This is a genomic window from Pseudomonas sp. 05L36 (assembly GCF_056398125.1).
The window spans coordinates 91,108-110,494 of record NZ_JBFTOU010000017.1; the positions used below are offsets into that span (position 1 = coordinate 91,108).

Genomic DNA, 19,387 nt, shown 5'->3' on the forward strand with positions numbered 1-19,387 from the left:
CTCCGCCACGATCAGGGCGCGGTGGGAAACGAGGGGTGTTTTTAATCAAGCGTCCGGTGGTTGCCGGATGGCGTTTTGGGTTGTCTGTTCTGGCGTCTTCGCTGGCAAGCCAGCTCCTACAAAAGCGATTACCGCAATAGATAGGGGATCTCGACTTTCACGGCCCCGGTCGGGCAGTCCTTTTCACAGGGCATGCAGTACCAGCATTCATCGAAGGCCATGTAGGCCTTTTGCGTGGCCGGGTTGATCGCCAGCAGGTCCATCGGGCAAACGTCGACGCACACGGTGCAGCCTTTGTGGGCGATGCATTTGTCCTCATCGACCGTGACAGGTGCGTTGGAGCGAAAGAAGATTTCCTGGGGTTGGTAAGCCATGTTCGGTCTCTCTTTTGTTGTCGGCATCAAGCCGCATCGGCACCGACCCGCAGCCGGTCGTAGGCCTGCATCTCGTCGGCATCCAGCGCGATGATGTAAGGCTCGACGGCTTTCTTGAAACTGCTCATCAAACCGTTTTGGTCTTTCTTCAGGTGGCAATGGCAGAACCAGTCGCGGTCGTTGCGTTGTGGGTGATCGACGCGATGGTGGTAAAGCCCCCAGCGGCTTTCGGCGCGGAACAATGAAGCGCGGGCGGCCATTTCGGCGCAGTCGCGGATCATGCTGACTTCCATGGCGCGCATCAGTTCGTGGGCGTTGTGGGCCTTGATCTGGTCGAGGTCGCGCTGGATGTCGCTGAAGCGTTGCAGGCCGATCTGCATCTTCCTGGTCACTTTCGGCGGTTGCAGGTAGTCGTTGACGAAGCGCCGCAGCTTGTACTCGACCTGAGCCGGTGGCAGGCCGTGTTCGCGGTCCAGCGGCGCGTAGACCCGTTGTTTTTCGGTTTCGATCTGCGCGGCATCCAGCGCTGAAAACTCACGCCCGGCGACAAAGTCCGCCGCGTTGTTACCGGCGAACCAGCCGTAGGTGAACGCGCCGAGCATGTAGTTGTGCGGCACGGCGGCCATGTCACCGGCCGAGTACAAGCCCTTGACCGAGGTCTCGGCCTTCTCGTTGACCCACACCCCCGACGCCGAATGCCCGCTGCAAAAGCCGATTTCCGAGATGTGCATCTCGACCATCTGCGTGCGGTAGTCGGTACCGCGATTGGCGTGGAACTGGCCGCGACTCGGACGCTCGTTGCTGTGCAGGATCTCTTCGATGTTCTGGATGGTTTCCTCGGCCAGGTGATCGAGCTTGAGGAACACCGGGCCATTGCCGCTTTCCAGTTCCTGATGGAACTCCCACATCATCTGCCCGCTCCAGTAGTCGCACTCGATGAAGCGTTCACCCTTGTTGTTGGCGGTGTAGCCGCCCAAGGGGCCGGTGACGTAGGCGCAGGCCGGGCCGTTGTAATCCTTGATCAGCGGGTTGATCTGGAAGCACTCCAGGTTCGCCAGTTCGGCCCCGGCGTGGTAGGCCATCGAGTAGCCGTCGCCGGCATTGGTCGGGTTTTCGTAGGTGCCCATCAGGTAGCCCGAAGACGGCAACCCCAGGCGTCCGGCGGCACCGCAGGCGAGGATCACCGCCTTGGCCTTGATCACATGGAAGTCAGCTGTGCGGCAATCAAAGCCCATCACGCCGTTGACCGCGCCCTCTTCATCCGTCAGCAATCGGGTGCAGACCAGGCGATTGGTGATGCTCACCCGCGCGCGCTTCAACTGCCGATAGAGGACTTTCTTGATGTCGTGCCCTTCCGGCATCGGCAACACATAAGCGCCCATGTGGTGGACCTTTTTCACCGCGTAGTCGCCGGTTTCGTCCTTCTCGAATTTCACGCCCCAGCGGTCCAGTTGCCCGATCGTTTCGAAGCTGTGGGTGGCATAGGCGTACACCGCGGCCTGGTTGACGATGCCGTCGTTGGCGATGGTGATTTCCTTGGTGTACTGCTCCGGCGTCGAGTGGCCAGGAATGATCGCGTTGTTCAGGCCGTCCATGCCCATGCTGATCGCGCCGCTGCGCTTGACGTTGGCCTTGTCGATCAACAACACCCGCAGGTCGCGGTTGCGTTCCTTGGCCTTGATCGCCGCCATGGGGCCGGCGGTGCCGCCGCCAATGACAACGATGTCGTATTCCTGCTCCAGCGTGCTGCGCGTCATGCCTGCTCCCCTTTTTGCCGGTCGATCCGCAGGCGGTACTGGAAGGCATCGCCACGGTAGTAAAGGTGTTCGAAGTCCAGCGGCCAACCGTCGACATCGTGGGTCAGGCGCTCAATACGCATGATTGCTGAACCAGGTTCGACGTTCAGCGCCCGGCTCAGGTCGCTGTCGGCCAGTACCGCATCGATGGCCAGGTCGGCGTGCCCCAGGGCCAGGCCGCAGTCGTTTTCCAGGATCTGGAAAATGTCGCGGGTGACCAGGTCGGCTTTTTCCAGGCGCTCGCCAATGGCCTTGGGCAGGTAAGTGATCTCCAGGGAAATCGGCTCGCGATTGATCAGGCGCACCCGTTTGACCTGCGCCACAACCTCGCCTTCGGCGACCTGTAAACGCTCGGCGACGAGCTTGCTGGCGGCAATGAATTTGAAGCTGCGCAGGCGGTTGATCACCTCGTAGCCGCGACCGGTCATGGACTCGGCCAGGCCTTGCAGGGTGCTGACGTTCTGGAAGGTTTTTGGTTTGGCGACGAAGGTGCCTTTGCCGTGGATCTTGAAGATCAACCCTTCCTTTTGCAGGTCACCCAAGGCCTGGCGCACGGTGATGCGGCTGACCTTGAACAACGTGCCAAGCTCGCTTTCGGAAGGCATCTGGCTGTCTTGCGGGTATTTGCCATCGAGGATGCGGGTACGCAGCACGTCTCGCAGCTGGGTGTGCAACGGGACGCTGCTCAGGGATAGAACGTTATCGGTCATGGCGGATCACTTGTTATAACGAGTTATGACGTGATCTTAAAGAGCCGTGATGTCGATTGAGAAATACCGAATGCGCATAAGGTTAGACTCACCACCGTCCCCTGTGGGAGCGAGCTTGCTCGCGATAGCGTCGGCACATCCAGCATTGATACTGACTGACACAACGTCATCGCGAGCAAGCTCGCTCCCACAGGACCGCGTTAAATCTGAAGGTTCAGTGCCGCTTGAGGATCTGGTCCATCACCCAATCGGTCTTCAGCGCCTGTTCGGCCACCGCCGGGTGCTGCGCCTCGCCACGGATATGCGCATTCATGCCCAGTACGTGGTGCCACTGAATGTGTGCGTGATGCTCGATGTTCAGGCTGAGGTGTTCATCGGCGTGTAGCTCGACCGGGTGTTCATCGAATACCGAAAAGGTGATCCGGCCTTTACTGCCAATCACTTCGACCCGGTCTTCGCGCCGGTCTGCAACGAAGTTCCAGCAGCCCATCCCCAGTGCCCCGCTGGCAAACCGCCAAGTGGCGCTGACGGCATCTTCGGCCGCGTACAAACCGGCCTGCCGCGCGGTGAACCCGGCGACTTCGACGATATCGCCGAACAGGTACTGAAACAGGTCCAGGCCATGGCTGGCCAGATCGGCGAAGTAGCCACCACCGGCAATCGCCGGATCGGTGCGCCAGTTTTCACTGCCGTTGCGGTCCGCTGCCGACGGGGCTTTGGTGAGGGTCCAGGTCAAGTGCCGGACCTCACCGATCCGCCCCTCTTGCAGCCACTGCCGCACTTGCCGGAAGCGTGGCAGCGAACGCCGGTAATAGGACACGAACAGGTGCAACCCGGCATCGGCAAACACCTGCGTCATCTCGCGGCTTTGCCCGGCATTCAGCGCCATCGGTTTTTCGACGCAGCAATGCTTGCCGGCGGCGGCCACCTGCAAGGCGTAAGCGTGATGGCTGTCGGGCGGCGTGGCGATGTACACCGCGTCGACCTCGGGATCGTTGATCAGCGCCTGCGCATCGGTGTAGACCCGCGCGATGCCGTGGCGCACGGCGTAGTCGGTGACGACTTCAAGGCGCCGGCCCATCACCGCCACCAACGCCGATCCGGGTGCCTTGTAGAAGGCCGGCCCGCTTTTGCGTTCCGCGACACTGCCACAACCGATCATGCCCCAGCGCACCAGGTTCACAGGCTCTCCTTGGTGCTCAGCCAATGCGCAATACGCGCAGGTCCAGTCGACCGTCCTTGAGCGGCGGGCACCAGTAGTAGCCACCGGTGATCGGACGGCTGATGCGGTACAAACCGTCGGTGACGCCGTCTTCCAGGCCACTCATGCGGCGCAGTTGGGCTTCGAAGGCGTCGAGGGAAAAACCGAAGGCCAGGAACATCAGGCCGGCGCGGTCGCCTTCGATCCACGGCATCGAACGGCGCACCACGAAGGCTTCAGGCGCAAAGCTTTCCTGGGCGGTGCGTTTGACGTGGGCGGAAACCGGCGCGTCGTCGATCTCTTCGTTATCGCTCAAGCGGCGGCCCATGATGTTGTCTTTTTCGTCCGCCGACAGCCCATGAAAACCTTTCAAGTCATGCTGCCACTGCTGGATCGCGGCGAAGCTGCCACCGACCAGGCCCTCAGCGCCTTCGCTCAACAGCGCGGCGGCGACAGCGGCTTCGTCGTGGGGGTTCTCGGTGCCATCTTCGTAGCCGGTCAGGTCATGGCCGGTCATGTGGCGGAAGGTTTCGTTCATCTGCACCAGGCGCAATGCCGGGGCCAACGCGGCGGCGATGACGTTGCTGCGGTTGAGCAACTCACCACGGTCTTCACCGTGCAGCCAGCACCAGAGCGCGTGCTGGGTCGACGGATTTTCGACGCCCACACCGGTCAACGCCGGAAAGGTACGCAGGCCATCGATCTGAACGTGCAGCGCATTGACCAGCGATTCACCGAAGCCGACGACAGCCGATTTCCCGTCCACCAGTTGCATCAAGTTGTCGAGCGCAACCGGCAATGCCTCGACGGATTCGAGGGCGAAGAACATATGGCGGGCTTGAGGCGGAACGGGGGTGGCGAGAATACCCGGCTGGTAATAGCTCATATGAACTCCTTGAAAAAGAGCACGGAGTTTAACCGGAGTACGAAGGTTTGTGTGCCGTCAGAGGCCAGGAACCTGTGGCAAAGGGGCTTCTGTGGCGAGGGGGCTTGCCCCCTCGCCACAGAAGCCCCCCCACCCAAGGCCAAACAAAGGCTAGGCTTTTCAGTTAATCGGGTTGAGGGCATTGGGGGCCAACAAGGGGCGCTTCTGAGGCCATGAATGTAGGGCTCGATGAATCCGTGATCCTTCACGCTGTGCGGCAAAACGCTGAAATGAGTCATGACAAGGGTTGCTGAGGTCTGCTAAAACGATTCATCAGTGCATTATCCAATCCAGAGGGGTAGCGACATGACCACAGCCAATATTCTCCAGAACCTGTTCCCGAGCCCCGCCGACATCCCGGAAAAGTACCGCCTTGACGGCCAGACCGAGCAGCGTGAGTACCTGGTCGATGGCGTACTGAGAACCTGGAACGGTCCACTGGCCCAGGTCCGCAGCCCGGTGTACCTGACCGGCGCCAATGGCGACGAGCAAGTGATCCTCGGCAGCACGCCGCTGCTGGATGCCGAGACCGCATTGACCGCCCTCGACGCTGCCGTCCGTGCTTATGACCGGGGCCAGGGATTGTGGCCGACCATGCGCGTGGCCGAACGCATCCAGCACGTCGAAACCTTCCTCGGGCGCATGCGCGAGCAGCGCGACGCCGTGGTCAAGTTGCTGATGTGGGAAATCGGCAAGAACCTCAAGGATTCGGAAAAGGAGTTCGACCGCACCTGCGACTACATCGTCGACACCATCAACGCGCTCAAAGAACTCGACCGCCGCTCCAGCCGTTTCGAACTGGAACAGGACACCCTCGGTCAGATCCGTCGCGTGCCGATGGGTGTCGCCCTGTGCATGGGGCCTTACAACTACCCATTGAACGAAACCTTCACCACGCTGATCCCGGCGCTGATCATGGGCAACACCGTAGTGTTCAAACCCGCAAAACTGGGCGTGCTGCTGATTCGCCCGCTGCTGGAAGCCTTCCGCGACAGCTTCCCGGCCGGGGTGATCAACGTCATCTACGGCAGTGGCCGCGAGACAGTCAGTGCGCTGATGGCCAGTGGCAAGATCGACATCTTTGCGTTCATTGGCACCAACAAGGCCGCCAGTGACCTGAAAAAACTCCATCCGAGACCCCACCGCTTGCGCGCGGCGCTGGGCCTGGATGCGAAAAACCCAGGCATCGTCCTGCCGGAAGTGGATCTGGACAACGCGGTCAGTGAGGCGGTGACCGGCTCGCTGTCATTCAATGGCCAGCGCTGCACGGCCCTGAAGATCCTGTTTGTTCACGAAGACGTGGTCGAGTCCTTCATCGACAAATTCAATGCCCGGCTTGCCAACCTCAAACCCGGCATGCCCTGGGAAAGTGGCGTATCCCTGACGCCCCTGCCGGAATCGGGCAAGGTCGACTATCTGCATTCTCTGGTAGCGGATGCCGAGAGCAAGGGCGCCAAAGTGGTCAACCCCAACGGTGGCGAGGCTCGTGCATCGTTCTTCTACCCGGCGGTGCTGTACCCGGTCACGCCGCAGATGCGGGTCTATCAGGAAGAACAGTTCGGCCCCGTCATCCCCATCGTGCCGTACCGCCATCTGGATACGGTGATCGACTACGTGCTGGAGTCGGACTTCGGCCAGCAGTTGAGCATCTTCGGCACCAACCCGGTGGCGGTCGGCCGGCTGGTGGACACCTTCGCCAATCAGGTCGGGCGCATCAACCTCAATGCCCAGTGCCAGCGCGGCCCGGACACCTACCCCTTCAATGGTCGCAAGAACTCCGCCGAAGGCACCTTGTCGGTCCATGACGCATTGCGGGTGTTTTCGATCCGCACCCTGGTGGCCACCAAATTCCAGGAGACCAACAAGGACCTGATCAGCGAGATCATCAGCGGCCGCAGTTCGAGCTTCCTGACCACCGACTACATCTTCTGAGGAGAGCCAGCCTGAGTACATCCAGAGCCCAACGACTGCCACCGCTGTTGCGCCGATTGCTGCGTCCGCTGCTGGACCCGTATCGGCGCTATCGCCATGCCCGGGTAATCCATGCGGTGCGGGTGTCGCTCGGATTGCTGGCGACCATCCTGCTGACCACCGGCATCCATCTGCCCCACGGTGAGTGGGCGTCGGTGACGATGCTGGTGGTGATCGGCGGCTTGCAGCATCACGGCAACATCGGCAAAAAAGCCGCCGAGCGTGCCATTGGCACCTTGATCGGCGCCGGTGTCGGCCTGGCGTTGGTGGCACAACAGGCCTGGCTCGGGATGCCCTGGCTGACCTATTTCGCGATGTCGGTGGTCTGCGGTTTTTTCTCGTATCACGCCATCGGCAAGGGTGGTTACACGGCGCTGCTGTCGGCGATTACCGTGTTCATCGTCGCGGGGCACGGCGACAACCCGGTCACCGATGGCTTGTGGCGCGGGGTGGATATCCTGATCGGCATTGCCCTGGCTTTGGCGTTTTCCTTCGCCCTGCCGCTGTACGCGGTTTATTCCTGGCGCTACAACCTGGCCGATGCGCTGCGCGATTGCGCGAAAATCTACGGGCGCATCATTGACGGCCAGGCCATCACCGCCGACGAACACCTCAAGCTCATGACCCGCCTGAACGCGGTGATGGTGCAACTTCGCTCACTGATGCCGTCGGTGTCCAAGGAAGTGAAGATTTCCATGACCGAACTGGATGCTATCCAGCGCAACCTGCGCATGTGCGTCAGTACCCTGGAAATCCTCGGCAATACCCGACCGGATGCCAATGACCCCGAGGCGATGAGGCTCCTGCAAACGGCATTGAAAGCCGAGCATCGACAGATTCGCGTGCAATTGATCGGTATGGCCAGGGCGTTGAAATCAGGCGCCGCCCAACGGCTCGATCGCCCAATGGATTTGCCGCTGGTCAGCCTCGATGCGCCGGTCTACAACACGCTGGACGGCTATCGTTTGTTGACTCAACAACTGGCTGCCAACGTCGGCGAGATGCGCCAGCGACTGGCCAGCAATGCGCCGCGCTGGAACATCTGACACCTGGATCGCGGGTTACGGCGTCACCGTGCGCCGAAACTTCAGCGACCAGCCTTGTTGCATGCCGGCAGCGGCCAGCAGAATTGCCGCGACACCGATCCATTGCAGCGGCTCCAGACGATGGCCGAAAGCAAACCAGTCGACGAAAATCGCCGCAATCGGGTAGATGAAGGACAGCGCCCCCGTCAGCGCAGTCGGCAGTTTTTGAATCGCGCCGTACAGCAACACGTACATCACACCGGTGTGCACCATGCCCAACGTCACCAGGCTGGCCCACGCACTCGGTGCCTGGGGCAATACCGAAAGATTCGCGAATGGCGCGAGCAACAACACACCCGTGCTGACCTGGATCAGCGCGATCAAATGCGGCGGAGTTCCCGTCAAACGCTTGATGATCAACGCGGCAATCGCGTAGAGAAACGCCGCACCCAACGCCAAGGCAATGCCCGTCAGGTAATCGCTGCCACTCTCGCCCTGGCTGCCATGGGCACTGACAATTGCCAGCATGCCGAGAAACGACACGCCCAGCCAGGTCAGTTTCTGCGCGGTGATCTTTTCATTGAGGAACAAAGCCGCCAGCCCGACCAGCATGAACGGCTGGACGTTATAGACGGCGGTGCCGATGGCAATCGACGCCCGGGAATAGGACGCGAACAACAGCACCCAGTTGCCGACAATCGCCACACCGCTCAGCACCGCGAGCAGGAAGGTCGTGCGGGTCAGAATGCCAGGGCGCAGAAAGCCGAAAGCCGCGCAAATGAGCAGCAAGGTGCCGGCACCGAACAGGCAGCGCCAGAACACCACGTCCAGCACCGGTTGCCCGGACACCAGCACGAACCAGCCGATGGTGCCGGAGATCAGCATGGCGGCCGTCATTTCGAACGAACCGCGGCGTAGGGATTTGTCCATCATCAGACTCCTGTGTTTGTGACCAAAGTATGCCAATGCCCCCAGACGCTACTCCAGAGCAAAAAGCAGGCTAAACTCGAGATCTGCCTTTTTTATCAAGGCCGTTTTGAAAAAATGCCTAACAGAGGGTTTCGCCATGACCGATGATATCGACCAGGTGCTGATCACGGCCCTGATGGAAGACTCGCGACGCTCGCTCAAGGCCCTGGCGCAAATCAGTGGCCTGTCCTCCCCCAGTGTTGCCGAGCGTCTGCGCCGCCTGGAAGAACGCGGCGTGCTCAAGGGCTACACCGTTGAAATCGACCCGAGATGCTTTGGCTATCAACTCCAGGCCATCGTGCGTATTCGCCCGTTGCCGGGGCAATTGCAGGAAGTGGAACGGCAAATCATGGCCATTCCCGAATTCACCGAGTGCGACAAGGTCACCGGCGACGACTGTTTCATTGCGCGCCTGCATGTGCGCTCGATGGAACAACTGGACACCCTGCTCGACCGCCTCAACACCCATGCTGAAACCAATACGGCAATCGTCAAGAAAACTCCGGTCAAGCGCCGGTTACCGCCGATGGCGTGAGTGATATTTATTTCAGCCTGAAGTAGATTGACGGTTTCCGGCGAAGGATTGACGGTATGAAAATTCAGGCGATGCTACTCGTGGCGATGCTGCTGGCGGGTTGCGGCACGATTCAAACGGTTGTGCGCGGTGACGAAGTGGCTGCAAAAAGCCTCAAGGACCACAAGAGTTATTGCGGCGCGGTACCACGAATCTACAGCGGTGTGACCTACGATTTCTGCTACCTGAACGCGCCCCTGGAAGACGGTCGGGATGCGCAGGTACATGGTCCCGCCCCCGCTATCGTGCTGCTCGACGTGGTCGTGTCCGGGGCGATGGATACCTTGCTGCTGCCCTACACCATCTACCGCCAGCAAGCCGACGGCAGCATCGTCATTGTGGAGTGACCCTGAATTTCAGGTAATAAAAAACCCGCCTGAGCGGGTTTTTTATTTAATGCCTACGATCAATCATCGCGGCCCATGATGCCGAACAGCTGCAACAGGCTGACGAACAGGTTGTAGATCGAAACATACAGGCTGATGGTGGCCATGATGTAGTTACGCTCGCCGCCATGGATGATGGCGCTGGTCTGGAACAGGATGCAGACCGAGGAAAACAGCACGAAACCTGCGCTGATCGCCAGTTGCAGGCCGCTGATCTGGAAGAACATGCCCGCCAGTGTCGCACCCAGCAGCACGAAGAAGCCTGCCGTGATGAAGCCGCCGAGGAAGCTCATGTCCTTGCGGGTGATCAGCACATACGCCGACAGACCGCCGAACACCAGCGCCGTCATCGCGAAAGCCGAGCTGACCACTTCAGCGCCGCCCTGCATACCCAGGTAACGGTTGAGGATCGGGCCCAGCAGGAAACCCATGAAACCGGTCAGGGCAAATGCCGATACCAGGCCCCAGGCCGAATCACGGAGTTTGTTGGTGAGGAAGAAAAGACCGTAGAAGCCGATCAGCACCACGAAAATGTTCGGGTAGCCAACACGCATCTGCTGGGCAACGTAGGCCGTCACACCGCTGAATGCCAGGGTCAGGGCGAGCAAGCCGTATGTGTTGCGCAGGACGCGGCTAACCTCTAGCTGCTCAGCCTGCACGCTGTTATTAACTGCGTAATCCTGTTCGCGCATGGCGACACTCCTGTTGGTTTGAAACGTTCAGTCGCAAAGATCATAACAGACGCTCTGTAACAAGCTACGCAGAGAGTTTGACAGTGTGTTTCATTCAGGTATTATGGCGCCCGCAACGCAAACGGAGGTGTGGCCGAGTGGTTTAAGGCAACGGTCTTGAAAACCGTCGACTGTAACAGGTCCATGAGTTCGAATCCCATCGCCTCCGCCATCTTTATACGACAAAGCCCTGATTATTCAGGGCTTTGTCGTTTCTGGCTTTTGGAAAAACCTGCCAGCCCACACTTCAGCCCACACCCTGGGTGGAGTCTTGCTTTTCGACCAGCGGCTAGTTTTTCGAATGGTCTCTTGTCCCTGTAATTCTGAAGCACCGAATAAGGAACTGATGCTCTCGGAAAAATTCCCGAAAGCGAAGAGGACTGATCGTGGCCAACCCTATGCATCGACTCAGTTCAATTTGTTCGTCTTCACTGAGCACGATGTCCTGAGAGTTCATGTGATCACTCCAGGCACTGACTGACCACAGAAGCATGGCTCAGGCTAGAAATTTATTTCTGAGACAGGACACTAGGCAAGGGAATCCCACACTTGCACCAGGCCGAACAGATGCACCAGCCCATAGACCAGGCAGACCGCCGAGCTGATCACGATGAAGCGAATACTACGCCCAGTGCCTGCCAGCGCGAACGGTCCCAACAGGCCGCGCAGCAGGTAGACCAGGGTGATCGCGCACAATGCCGGGCGCAGCAGGGGCAAGGGATCGATCACCCCGGCACCGGACAGTGCATACGCCGCCCATGCGGCGAGCACGAGGGCAATCCCCGTCGTGACCACCGCGGGAAACCAGCGACCGGCCTGGGCCGCACGCACAAAGCGGTCGCCAGCGCCAAACAAGCGATACCAGGAAGGCCCTCCCATGATCACCCCGACATGCATCAGGGCCGCCAGCAGGCTGAGCCCGGCGCCGATCACCAGCGCCATGTTGTATTCGTTTGCCATTCCATCGCTCCTTGATGCAAATGCGCCACGGTGAGCCCCATAGACGTCGTGGCGCGTCGGCAGGGCCCGCCTTGACCACGTACTCAGCTGGTTGCCGCTTCGGCGCGGGTGCCGACGTCCATCACCTGGTAGCGCACGTGACGACCGCAGACCGCAGCGGCCGCTTCCACCCCGCCAGTCATGGCGCCAAAAATACCATGCCCGGTACGGGTCGATGCGCCGCACAGGTACAGGTTGCGGATTTCAGTCTTGGCCCCTGGCCTGTTGTGCAGGAAGTACTCCGGGGTAAAGGCCAGACCGTAGGACGTGCCCCCTTCGGAGCCGATAAAGCGCGTCACTGAAAAAGGGGTCGAGACTTCCTGATACACGATGTGGCCCGACATTCCCGGAATCACCCGTTCAGCCAGGGCAATCAGCTGGCGGGCGTACCACTCTTTCTTCTCCAGGTACACAGGGTTGGTCCGGTAGCTGCCATCCGTCAGTTCGGCCTGGGTCACGCCCCAGCTTTGCGGGGTGGAAGGCACCGCCGACATAAGCTGCAGGTTATAGATGCCTGGCGGGGCGATGGCCGGGTTATCCGGGTCTTTCATCGTTGCGTTACCGATGAACAGATGGGGCTCCTCGGGAAACTCTCCGGCGAACACCTCGCGGTAGGCCTTCTCATAATCGCAGCCAGGGTAGATGCGGTAGTTGGTGTTCTTCAGGCCCATGGCCTTGAGGTCCATGTCGATGCCGAGATAGACCACGCCCATGGCCGGTGACATCTCGAACTGTTCGGCACGACGCACGGTCTGTGGCTTGAGGTGTTCACGGCCAATCAGGCCAAGCAGGGCCTGCTTGATATCGGCGTTGCAGATCACCGCGTCCGCCTTGACCACCCGCTTGCCCAAGTGCTTGTTGCTGAACTCGACGCCCACGGCACGACCGTTCTCGATCAGGATACGTTCGACCTTGGATCGCAGGAGGATCTTGCCGCCCTTGCGCTCGACCACCTCGCCCAACTTGTCGGAGAACATCTGGCCGCCACCCGAGGGGTAATAGGAACCCTGCAGGAAGTGGTTGACCACCGCGGCATGGCCAGCCATGGTCGCGCGGCTCGGCGGCTGGTGATAGACCCCCAGCTGCCCGGTCAGGATGGCCCGAAGGCGTTGATTCTGCGTACAGGTGTCGAGGAACTGCGCCACCGTCGATTTGGCATGCCGCATCAGCATCCAAGAGCGTGGCAGCACCCACAGCGCGGTCAGCGGCCGCGAGTGGATGCCCATGAAATCCCAGACCTGCTGCAGCATCTTGAAGTAGCGGTTGATTCCCGCTCGCTCCTTGGGAAATGCCTCCAGCAGCTTCTCGCGAAAGCGTTCATAGCCACGGGGAACCGCGAACTGGAAGTCGGGAAAACACAGGGTTTCGAACCCCTCCGGGTCCTGCTCGATAAATTTGATTTCACCATCATTGATACCTGCACCCCGCAAAATCCGCGGAATCAGACCGTGCTTGCCACAGTCACCGATGTAGTGCAGGCCGACGTCGAACTCATAGTCCTTGCCCTTGCGGTGGAACACCGTGGCACAGCCGCCCATTTCATAGTGCATGTCGAGCACCAGTACCTGCTTGCCGCGATTGGCCAGGGTCGCGGCAGCCGTCAGGCCACCGATGCCGGCGCCAACCACGATCACGTCAAAGGTGTCGCTTTCGAGGGTCTTGAATCGATCAAAACTTTGCATGGATAAGGTTCCAGTCGCGCATCAGGCATGGGCCAGGTGGTGGTCACGGGTCGGATCGACCGCCTCGGCCTCACGTATCAGGTGGGGCAGCTTGTTCGGCTTGCGGCTCCAGTGTTCATGGTTCGCCAATGGCGCAATCTGCTGCAGGATCACCGGCCAGTGCTTGACCAGCTCGGCGTTGAGTTCGATGAAATGCCGGTTGCTGTCATCGAGCTGGTTCTCCGGCTGAATCGCTTCCTCCGGACACTCGGGCAGACACAGGCCACAGTCGACGCACTCCTGAGGGTTGATGGCGATAAAGTTGGGCCCCAGGTGGAAAGCATCCGCGGGGCAGATATCGACGCAGCTGGTGTGGCGGCATTGAATGCAGTTGTCAGTCACTACGTAGGTCATGGTGCGTCTCGTAAAAATCTGGTTTGACGGGGAAGTCGCCACTCAGAAGTAGCGGTCGACCAACAAACGCGCCGACAACATCGTCCCGATGAAACCTGCGCCCGGGAATGTCCAGGCCCCGACCTGGTACAGCCCCTTGACCGGGTATTTCTGCGGGAAACGGTTGAACAGGCCGGATTGTCGGGTGTTCTGCTCGAAGCCGTAGATCGCGCCCTCCGGGTTATGGGTGAACTTGGTCATGGTGCGTGGCGAGCCGCTCTCGCAGACCTCTATGTGCCGACTCAGGCCTGGAATGACTCGTTCGGCGTTGGCGATCAGCAGCTCGGTGAGTTCAAGCTTCTTGCGCCTGTAGTCGAGCTTGCCCAGCGAGTGCCACTCGCTGGCGCCCGTCAGCGTGAACAGGCCCAGGCTGGACTTTCCGGCCGGTACCATCGAAGCATCGACGTTGGAGAAGTAGTTGATCGACCAACTGGTGTTGTCGCCATGCAGCTCCCCGGCCTGGATATGCTCGAACTGTTCGCGCTGGGTTTTCTGCGGGGCGAAGAAGTGGATGTACTCCTCGGGGCCCACTCCCAACTCGCTCAGCGGGCAATCGAGCCCCAGGTAGACTTGAAACCCGGACACCGACAACTTGAGCCGGCGCAGTCGCGAGCGGTACCTGGCGTCGAAGTGCTGCTCGCCAGCCAGTGCCACGACCGCATGGGGCGAAATATTGGCCACAACATTGCGCGCCTTGACCCTGCCCGACTTGCGCGTTACCACGCCGCCGATTCGCCCGCGTTCAATCACGATCTGGTTGACCGCTGACTCCAGCTCGACCCGGCCGCCATGTTGCTCGATCACTTCGACCAGGGCATTGGACAATGCCTGGGAGCCGCCCTTGATCGAATAGCCGCCGTTCTCCAGATAGTCGATAAAGGGATAGGAAAAGTACCCGAACGCCAGGTCCTTGGCCGGTAGACCGTAGTAGCTCCATTGCGCCGACAGCACTTCCTTCAAGCGTTCGTTGGAGGTGAAACGCGAGAAGTAGTGATCCACCGTTTCATGGCCATACTTGAGCACCCGCGGATAGATCATGGGCGTGGCCACCAACCTCATCCAGAAAGGTTTGCGCGAATACAGAAAGCCGCACAGGTCCTTGTAGTTGCGCTGAGACTCGGCAAACAGGCGATTGATGTTGTCGACTTCCTCGGGAAAGAAACGGAACAACTCGCGTTTGTAACCTTCCAGGTCTCGGTGTCCAACCGTTATGTCGATGTCCTGAGAGCGATAGCGATACAGGGTCGGGTGATGAAGAAACTCGACTTTGTCCGCCACGCCACAGGCCTCGATGACATTGAACGACTCGGCGCCACGTACCACGCCGTCGAACGAATGCAGTGAAACATCGAAGTTGAAATCCTTGCGCCGAAAATTGCTGGCATAACCGCCGGGTACATTGTGCTTTTCCACCACCAGTACCTTCTGGCCTCGCTGCGCCATAAGGCTGGCACTCGCCAGCGCGCCAAGGCCCGCGCCGACGAAAACGGTATCGTATTCTTGACTCATTACATCTCCAGGCTCTGCGGCCAGATCCGGACAGCTAAATCAGACCGTCAGGCCGCCGTCGATTACGAATGTCTGACCGGTGATGTAGTCGGCCTGGGTCGACAGCAGAAAGCTGGCCAAGGCCGCCACTTCACGCACTTCACCGAAGCGCCTGAGGGGGATGGTGTCGGTGATCGACTTGCGCACCGGGTCGGCGATCTGCTCGACCATCTCCGTGGCAATGAAACCTGGGGCGATGGCGTTGACGTTGATCTTGAACCGCGCCAATTCCAGGGCCATGGTCTTGGTAATGCCGATCATCGCCGCCTTGGTCGCTGAATAACTCAACTGTCCCTTGTTACCCTTGAACCCACTGACGGAGGACATGTGCAAGATCTTGCCGCGACGCTCGGCGGCCATCGCCGGCGCCAGGCATTTACTGAAATACACCGCCGAATCGAGGTTGGTCGCGACCACATCGCGGTAACGCTCGATATCGAACTTCAGCAACAGCTGATCGCCGGTCACCCCCATGTTGTTGATCAAGCCGTAGGGCTCGCCGAGGGTCTCCACCAACTGTGCACACACCGCCTCGACCGAACCGTGGTCCCGCCCGTCACAGGCATGCCCAAGGGCCCAGCCACCGCTGGCCGCCACTTCCCGCTCCAGTTGCAAAGCCGCGTCGGCCGAGGACTGGTAGGTGAAAGCGACCTGATACCCTTCCCGTGCCAGGGCCGAGACCAGTGCGCGTCCAATGCCACGACTGCCGCCACTGACCAGCACCCATTTGCCGTTTGAAGACTGCTGAACATCCATGATCTACATCCTTTAGCCTGATGGTCCTTGCCGTTGTTACGCGGGCACGACGGGTGTTTGAGCTTCTGCACGATTGAAGAAATCGAAGATTTCCTCGAAGTAGCGGTCCCGATGCTTCTTGTGGTTTTCCAAGTGACGACAGCCCTCGAAACCGACCATATGTAGCGCCTCGCAATCCAGGCTGAGCCCCGCCACGCTGGCAGCCGGGATAAAGCGGTCGTTGAGCCCGTAGAAATAGGCGATCGGTAGATCGCGCACGCCCTGCAACGAGTGATCAATGGCACAGGTCCCCGTGGGGACCGCCAGACGGCTGCCGCTGATCCAGCGCATAGCGAGTCGCAGCGGTCCGCGGGTGAAGTAGCTGCGCACCGAAACCGGCACACTGTCCAGCACCGCCGAGGTAAAGGGCGTGGTATCGCGCGCCAGGGCATGGGACAGGTGATAGCCGCCAAACGAACAGCCCACCAGGTGGATGGGCAGGCCGGGGTTGTCCCGGGTCACTCGCCGGGCAATCGCCAGCACATCGTCGGCAAACGCGTGGCCGCCGATGGTGCTGCGGCCGAAGCCTTTGAAGTTGAAGGCGACCACGTGATAACCCTGGTCGAGAAACGCCTGATCCAGTTTGTTCTCGAAAAAGTAATGCATGCCGTACTTGAGGAACGGATGGCACAAGAGCACCACGCCCCGAGGGTGCATGGCGGTGGTGCGCAGGGACGCCCCCTCGAGCCGGCTGCCGTCGCGTGCGACTTCGACAAAGCCTGCCGCACGACTTGGCACGTCGCGCTTCCAGCCTTGTACCTGGCGGAACATTGTCCGGATGAACAGCTTGGAAATGGCGACACCCAGCCAACCGGTCGATTGCTCGTTTTTGCTCATGCTCGCTTCCATTGTCTGGCCTTCATCTCGGCATAACCGAATGCCGCTTCGTAACTGGGACCCGCCACCCAGGCGCTGAGGAACTGCACGCCCTGCACCGGGAAGCCGTGATGGAATACATGGCCGCTGAGATCGGTACCCACCATCGCCCCATAACCCGAACCGTCGGTGTTGTTGGTGAAGCGCACATAGGTGTGGGGCGTGGCAACCTCGGTATGCAGCACATGTCCGCGCAGCCCCGGCACCTGGCTCAACAGACGCTCCACCAGGGTGTCGCTGGCCCGTTGTTTCTTGGCGCGGTATTGCGCTGTGCGGCGCTGCGGCCAATGGGCGATCGAGTCGAGCACGTTGATACACACCACCAGGCCCGCAGCCGGGTCCAGGGCGTGATAGTTGGTGACCTCGATCGGCGACATCTCCCAGAATGCCCGCTCACTGAGCGCCGCCTCATAACCGCTGCGTTCGGCGGCCATGCGCAGCTCGGCGCCTGCCGCCGGATCACTGGCGAACAGCATAGATTCGCTATGCAGCAGGCCAAGTTGCGCCGGTGGCAGGTCGGTCACCAGGTACACCGTGGTGGTCGAGCGTGCCGGTTTCAGCGCGGTGAGTTTCTCCCGAGTGGCCGCCAGCTCCACATCCGCCGCGAACAGCGACTGCACCGCGTAGTGCGGTGAAACGTTGATGTACACCCGCGAAGAATGGAATACGCCACGATTGGTGCTGACGCCCGTGGCATTGCCTTGCCCATCGGTGAGCACCCCATCGACACCTGTGCTGAGCAGGATCTGCCCACCGGCCTGTTCAATCCGCTGCGCCAGCAGATTGGACAGGTGCTGGGAGGAGCCCTTGACATAGGCGTTGCCACGGTTGAGCGTGGCGTACACCACATGCAGGTAGTACAGGTAGCCCAGGTCTTCCGAGTAGCCACCGACGTAGATTCCCGGTGCCGCCAGGATCTCGATCAGGTACGGATCGTCGAACAGCTCGTGCAGCGCCTGACGCACGGTCTTGTGCTTCAGGTTGCGATGCGCGAAACGCAACTGGGCCATGTCCGGCTCAAAGGTGCCGTCCAGCATCTGGAACTGGTAGTAGCCGTTGCGCCCGTAAGTTCGAACGTGCTCGAAGAAGGTCGCGATGGCCTCGGCCTGATGGGGAAAGCGCTCGACCAACAGCTGTTGCACACCGTCCGCGTCATTGGCCAGCGGCAGCGCCATGCCGTCCTGGTAGGCGCAGAAGTAGTCCTGGGGATAGACCAGGTCCAGTGTCTCTTCCAGCTCCAGATTACGCAGGATACGGATCAGGTTGCCGCCCTCGGCCATGCCACTGAGCTTATGCAGACTGCAGTCGAACACCGCGTCCTGTTTCGGCCGACTGAACGTGGAGGCATACCCGCCGACAACAATATGCTTGTCGACTACCAGCAAGCGCACCCCGGGGTCACGTTTGACCAGCATGGCCGCACAGGCCAGGCTGGTGATCCCGGCACCGACGAAGATCGCGTCCCAGGACGGCTGGCTCATTGGCGCAGCCCCAACTTGTCGACCCAGGCGTAGATCTCGGCAAAGCGCATGGCATTGAGCCGGGCGTTGTGGGCCGAGCGCCAGACCTCCTCGATCTTCGCCTTGTCATCCACCGCGATCGGAAACTCAAACGAGGTGTGCCGGGCGATTTCCGGGTTATAGGTGAACATGTCGATCAACGCCGGAATGATTCTGCGACTCATGGCCTTCACCTGGGCGATGGACTCCGGGCTGGCCGTTTCAAAGAACGACTCGCTGATCCAGCGACCGAAGGCGATGTGCCGGGCCTCGTCATGATGATGCTCACGGAACATGGTACGGGTCATAGGTTCGATGCCTGGGCCCTGGGACGTGTGCATCGCACCCATTTCCGCGACCCACTCGATCAGCAGAGTGAACAGCACGCCCACCGCGGGCTCCATTTTCGGCAGTGTCTCGGTCAGCAATTCGTAGAGACCCACCGGCGGGTTCCACAATTGCAGGCCGGCCTTGCCCATGAAGCGCTTGAAGGTCAGGGTGTGAACGATCTCCTCCTTGGAGAAGATCATCAGGTACTCCTGCAGGTCCTGGGAGATGCGATCGTGGAATTGGGTGACATAACCCATGTACAGCGGCGGAATAGTCTGCTCCAGCCAGATGAACATGGAGATGTCACGGCCGGTTTCCAGCCAGGCCAGTTCCAGCTTCTGTGCCTCGCTCAGGCCTTCACAGAAACGAGTGCCGTTGATCCACAGATGATCGGGGTCCTTCGGGTACAGGCTGCGATCGACCTCCTGGTCCCAGGGCAATACGGTCGCGTGGTCCATGGTCTTGTGGTGCGAGACCTCGCTCAGCTTGCGGACCTTCGATTCCCTTGCTTCTGAAATGGTGAATACACTATTGGTCTGCGTGGGCATTCCCTTGCTCCTATCC

At 60.3% G+C, this 19,387-nt stretch carries 19 protein-coding genes and 1 tRNA gene; 5 read left to right on the plus strand and 15 right to left on the minus strand.

All coding sequences use genetic code 11. From position 1 onward, the window contains the following. Positions 1-128: 128 nt before the first annotated feature. From AC1DKH_RS18775 to AC1DKH_RS18795, 5 genes are all read right to left on the minus strand, one after another. Complete coding sequence (locus AC1DKH_RS18775) at positions 129-374, minus strand: 4Fe-4S dicluster domain-containing protein (protein ID WP_003180418.1); 246 nt, start codon at positions 372-374, stop codon at positions 129-131. 26 nt (positions 375-400) lie between these two features. Further along, positions 401-2,131, minus strand: coding sequence for a fumarate reductase/succinate dehydrogenase flavoprotein subunit (locus AC1DKH_RS18780; RefSeq protein WP_477798906.1), 1,731 nt, complete (start codon positions 2,129-2,131; stop codon positions 401-403). Then, positions 2,128-2,880, minus strand: coding sequence for a GntR family transcriptional regulator (locus tag AC1DKH_RS18785; RefSeq protein ID WP_477798907.1), 753 nt, complete (start codon positions 2,878-2,880; stop codon positions 2,128-2,130). The genes AC1DKH_RS18780 and AC1DKH_RS18785 overlap by 4 nt, the downstream gene beginning before the upstream one ends. A gap of 214 nt (positions 2,881-3,094) precedes the next feature. Then, the gene (locus AC1DKH_RS18790) at positions 3,095-4,063 is read right to left on the minus strand and encodes a Gfo/Idh/MocA family protein (protein WP_477798908.1); all 969 of its coding nucleotides are present in this window, start codon (positions 4,061-4,063) and stop codon (positions 3,095-3,097) included. 16 nt (positions 4,064-4,079) lie between these two features. Continuing rightward, positions 4,080-4,967 (minus strand): Dyp-type peroxidase, encoded by an 888-nt coding sequence (locus AC1DKH_RS18795; RefSeq protein ID WP_477798909.1) that lies wholly within the window; start codon positions 4,965-4,967, stop codon positions 4,080-4,082. A 345-nt stretch (positions 4,968-5,312) separates the two neighbouring features. On the opposite strand from AC1DKH_RS18795, the gene AC1DKH_RS18800 reads away from it, so the two are divergent. Beyond that, complete coding sequence (locus AC1DKH_RS18800; protein WP_477798910.1) at positions 5,313-6,938, plus strand: NADP-dependent glyceraldehyde-3-phosphate dehydrogenase; 1,626 nt, start codon at positions 5,313-5,315, stop codon at positions 6,936-6,938. Positions 6,939-6,982: 44 nt separating this feature from the next. Then, positions 6,983-8,023 carry an FUSC family protein gene (locus AC1DKH_RS18805; RefSeq protein ID WP_477798924.1) on the plus strand — a complete coding sequence of 347 codons (1,041 nt, stop codon included), beginning with the start codon at positions 6,983-6,985 and terminating at the stop codon, positions 8,021-8,023. Between the two features lie 15 nt (positions 8,024-8,038). On the opposite strand, the gene AC1DKH_RS18810 is transcribed toward AC1DKH_RS18805, so the two are convergent. After that, positions 8,039-8,932: a DMT family transporter gene (locus AC1DKH_RS18810; RefSeq protein ID WP_477760328.1), complete on the minus strand. Its 894-nt coding sequence runs from the start codon at positions 8,930-8,932 to the stop codon at positions 8,039-8,041. 136 nt (positions 8,933-9,068) lie between these two features. On the opposite strand from AC1DKH_RS18810, the gene AC1DKH_RS18815 reads away from it, so the two are divergent. Both AC1DKH_RS18815 and AC1DKH_RS18820 read left to right on the plus strand, forming a co-directional pair. Continuing rightward, positions 9,069-9,506, plus strand: a complete 438-nt coding sequence (locus AC1DKH_RS18815) for an Lrp/AsnC family transcriptional regulator (protein ID WP_477756987.1) — start codon at positions 9,069-9,071, stop codon at positions 9,504-9,506. A 56-nt stretch (positions 9,507-9,562) separates the two neighbouring features. Further along, positions 9,563-9,892 (plus strand): YceK/YidQ family lipoprotein, encoded by a 330-nt coding sequence (locus AC1DKH_RS18820; RefSeq protein WP_477756988.1) that lies wholly within the window; start codon positions 9,563-9,565, stop codon positions 9,890-9,892. A gap of 59 nt (positions 9,893-9,951) precedes the next feature. Here the strand turns inward: AC1DKH_RS18820 and AC1DKH_RS18825 are convergent, their stop codons facing one another. Beyond that, a complete protein-coding gene (locus AC1DKH_RS18825) occupies positions 9,952-10,623 on the minus strand; it encodes a Bax inhibitor-1/YccA family protein (protein ID WP_007995889.1) in 672 nt (223 codons plus the stop codon). A gap of 123 nt (positions 10,624-10,746) precedes the next feature. Here AC1DKH_RS18825 and AC1DKH_RS18830 point away from each other — a divergent pair. Beyond that, positions 10,747-10,834, plus strand: a tRNA-Ser gene (locus AC1DKH_RS18830). Positions 10,835-11,190: 356 nt separating this feature from the next. Here the strand turns inward: AC1DKH_RS18830 and AC1DKH_RS18835 are convergent. The 8 genes from AC1DKH_RS18835 to AC1DKH_RS18870 all read right to left on the minus strand — a co-directional run bounded on the left by AC1DKH_RS18835 (position 11,191) and on the right by AC1DKH_RS18870 (position 19,371). Then, on the minus strand, positions 11,191-11,622 hold the full coding sequence (locus AC1DKH_RS18835) for a hypothetical protein (protein ID WP_477798911.1): 432 nt from the start codon (positions 11,620-11,622) through the stop codon (positions 11,191-11,193). Positions 11,623-11,705: 83 nt separating this feature from the next. Next, a complete protein-coding gene (locus tag AC1DKH_RS18840) occupies positions 11,706-13,343 on the minus strand; it encodes a phytoene desaturase family protein (RefSeq protein ID WP_477798912.1) in 1,638 nt (545 codons plus the stop codon). Positions 13,344-13,364: 21 nt separating this feature from the next. After that, on the minus strand, positions 13,365-13,736 hold the full coding sequence (gene fdxA / locus AC1DKH_RS18845; protein WP_477798913.1) for a ferredoxin FdxA: 372 nt from the start codon (positions 13,734-13,736) through the stop codon (positions 13,365-13,367). Between the two features lie 42 nt (positions 13,737-13,778). Further along, entirely contained in the window at positions 13,779-15,284 is a 1,506-nt protein-coding gene (locus AC1DKH_RS18850) for a phytoene desaturase family protein (protein ID WP_108217409.1), read from the minus strand. A 39-nt stretch (positions 15,285-15,323) separates the two neighbouring features. Further along, positions 15,324-16,079, minus strand: coding sequence for an SDR family NAD(P)-dependent oxidoreductase (locus tag AC1DKH_RS18855; protein WP_223462825.1), 756 nt, complete (start codon positions 16,077-16,079; stop codon positions 15,324-15,326). 36 nt (positions 16,080-16,115) lie between these two features. Further along, positions 16,116-16,955, minus strand: coding sequence for an alpha/beta hydrolase (locus tag AC1DKH_RS18860; RefSeq protein WP_477755714.1), 840 nt, complete (start codon positions 16,953-16,955; stop codon positions 16,116-16,118). Next, positions 16,952-18,475, minus strand: a complete 1,524-nt coding sequence (locus AC1DKH_RS18865) for a phytoene desaturase family protein (protein ID WP_477798914.1) — start codon at positions 18,473-18,475, stop codon at positions 16,952-16,954. The genes AC1DKH_RS18860 and AC1DKH_RS18865 overlap by 4 nt, the downstream gene beginning before the upstream one ends. Then, entirely contained in the window at positions 18,472-19,371 is a 900-nt protein-coding gene (locus AC1DKH_RS18870) for a diiron oxygenase (protein WP_223462822.1), read from the minus strand. Before AC1DKH_RS18870 ends, AC1DKH_RS18865 begins: the two co-directional genes overlap by 4 nt. Positions 19,372-19,387: the final 16 nt, after the last annotated feature.

What these genes read in the sequence shown, in the direction of transcription:
- AC1DKH_RS18775 (WP_003180418.1), bottom strand. Translation starts at nt 374, where the DNA reads ATGGCTTACCAACCCCAGGAAATCTTCTTTCGCTCCAACGCACCTGTC.
- AC1DKH_RS18780 (WP_477798906.1), bottom strand. Translation starts at nt 2,131, where the DNA reads ATGACGCGCAGCACGCTGGAGCAGGAATACGACATCGTTGTCATTGGC.
- AC1DKH_RS18785 (WP_477798907.1), bottom strand. Translation starts at nt 2,880, where the DNA reads ATGACCGATAACGTTCTATCCCTGAGCAGCGTCCCGTTGCACACCCAG.
- AC1DKH_RS18795 (WP_477798909.1), bottom strand. Translation starts at nt 4,967, where the DNA reads ATGAGCTATTACCAGCCGGGTATTCTCGCCACCCCCGTTCCGCCTCAA.
- AC1DKH_RS18800 (WP_477798910.1), top strand. Translation starts at nt 5,313, where the DNA reads ATGACCACAGCCAATATTCTCCAGAACCTGTTCCCGAGCCCCGCCGAC.
- AC1DKH_RS18810 (WP_477760328.1), bottom strand. Translation starts at nt 8,932, where the DNA reads ATGGACAAATCCCTACGCCGCGGTTCGTTCGAAATGACGGCCGCCATG.
- AC1DKH_RS18815 (WP_477756987.1), top strand. Translation starts at nt 9,069, where the DNA reads ATGACCGATGATATCGACCAGGTGCTGATCACGGCCCTGATGGAAGAC.
- AC1DKH_RS18820 (WP_477756988.1), top strand. Translation starts at nt 9,563, where the DNA reads ATGAAAATTCAGGCGATGCTACTCGTGGCGATGCTGCTGGCGGGTTGC.
- AC1DKH_RS18825 (WP_007995889.1), bottom strand. Translation starts at nt 10,623, where the DNA reads ATGCGCGAACAGGATTACGCAGTTAATAACAGCGTGCAGGCTGAGCAG.
- AC1DKH_RS18835 (WP_477798911.1), bottom strand. Translation starts at nt 11,622, where the DNA reads ATGGCAAACGAATACAACATGGCGCTGGTGATCGGCGCCGGGCTCAGC.
- AC1DKH_RS18840 (WP_477798912.1), bottom strand. Translation starts at nt 13,343, where the DNA reads ATGCAAAGTTTTGATCGATTCAAGACCCTCGAAAGCGACACCTTTGAC.
- fdxA (WP_477798913.1), bottom strand. Translation starts at nt 13,736, where the DNA reads ATGACCTACGTAGTGACTGACAACTGCATTCAATGCCGCCACACCAGC.
- AC1DKH_RS18850 (WP_108217409.1), bottom strand. Translation starts at nt 15,284, where the DNA reads ATGAGTCAAGAATACGATACCGTTTTCGTCGGCGCGGGCCTTGGCGCG.
- AC1DKH_RS18855 (WP_223462825.1), bottom strand. Translation starts at nt 16,079, where the DNA reads ATGGATGTTCAGCAGTCTTCAAACGGCAAATGGGTGCTGGTCAGTGGC.
- AC1DKH_RS18860 (WP_477755714.1), bottom strand. Translation starts at nt 16,955, where the DNA reads ATGAGCAAAAACGAGCAATCGACCGGTTGGCTGGGTGTCGCCATTTCC.
- AC1DKH_RS18865 (WP_477798914.1), bottom strand. Translation starts at nt 18,475, where the DNA reads ATGAGCCAGCCGTCCTGGGACGCGATCTTCGTCGGTGCCGGGATCACC.
- AC1DKH_RS18870 (WP_223462822.1), bottom strand. Translation starts at nt 19,371, where the DNA reads ATGCCCACGCAGACCAATAGTGTATTCACCATTTCAGAAGCAAGGGAA.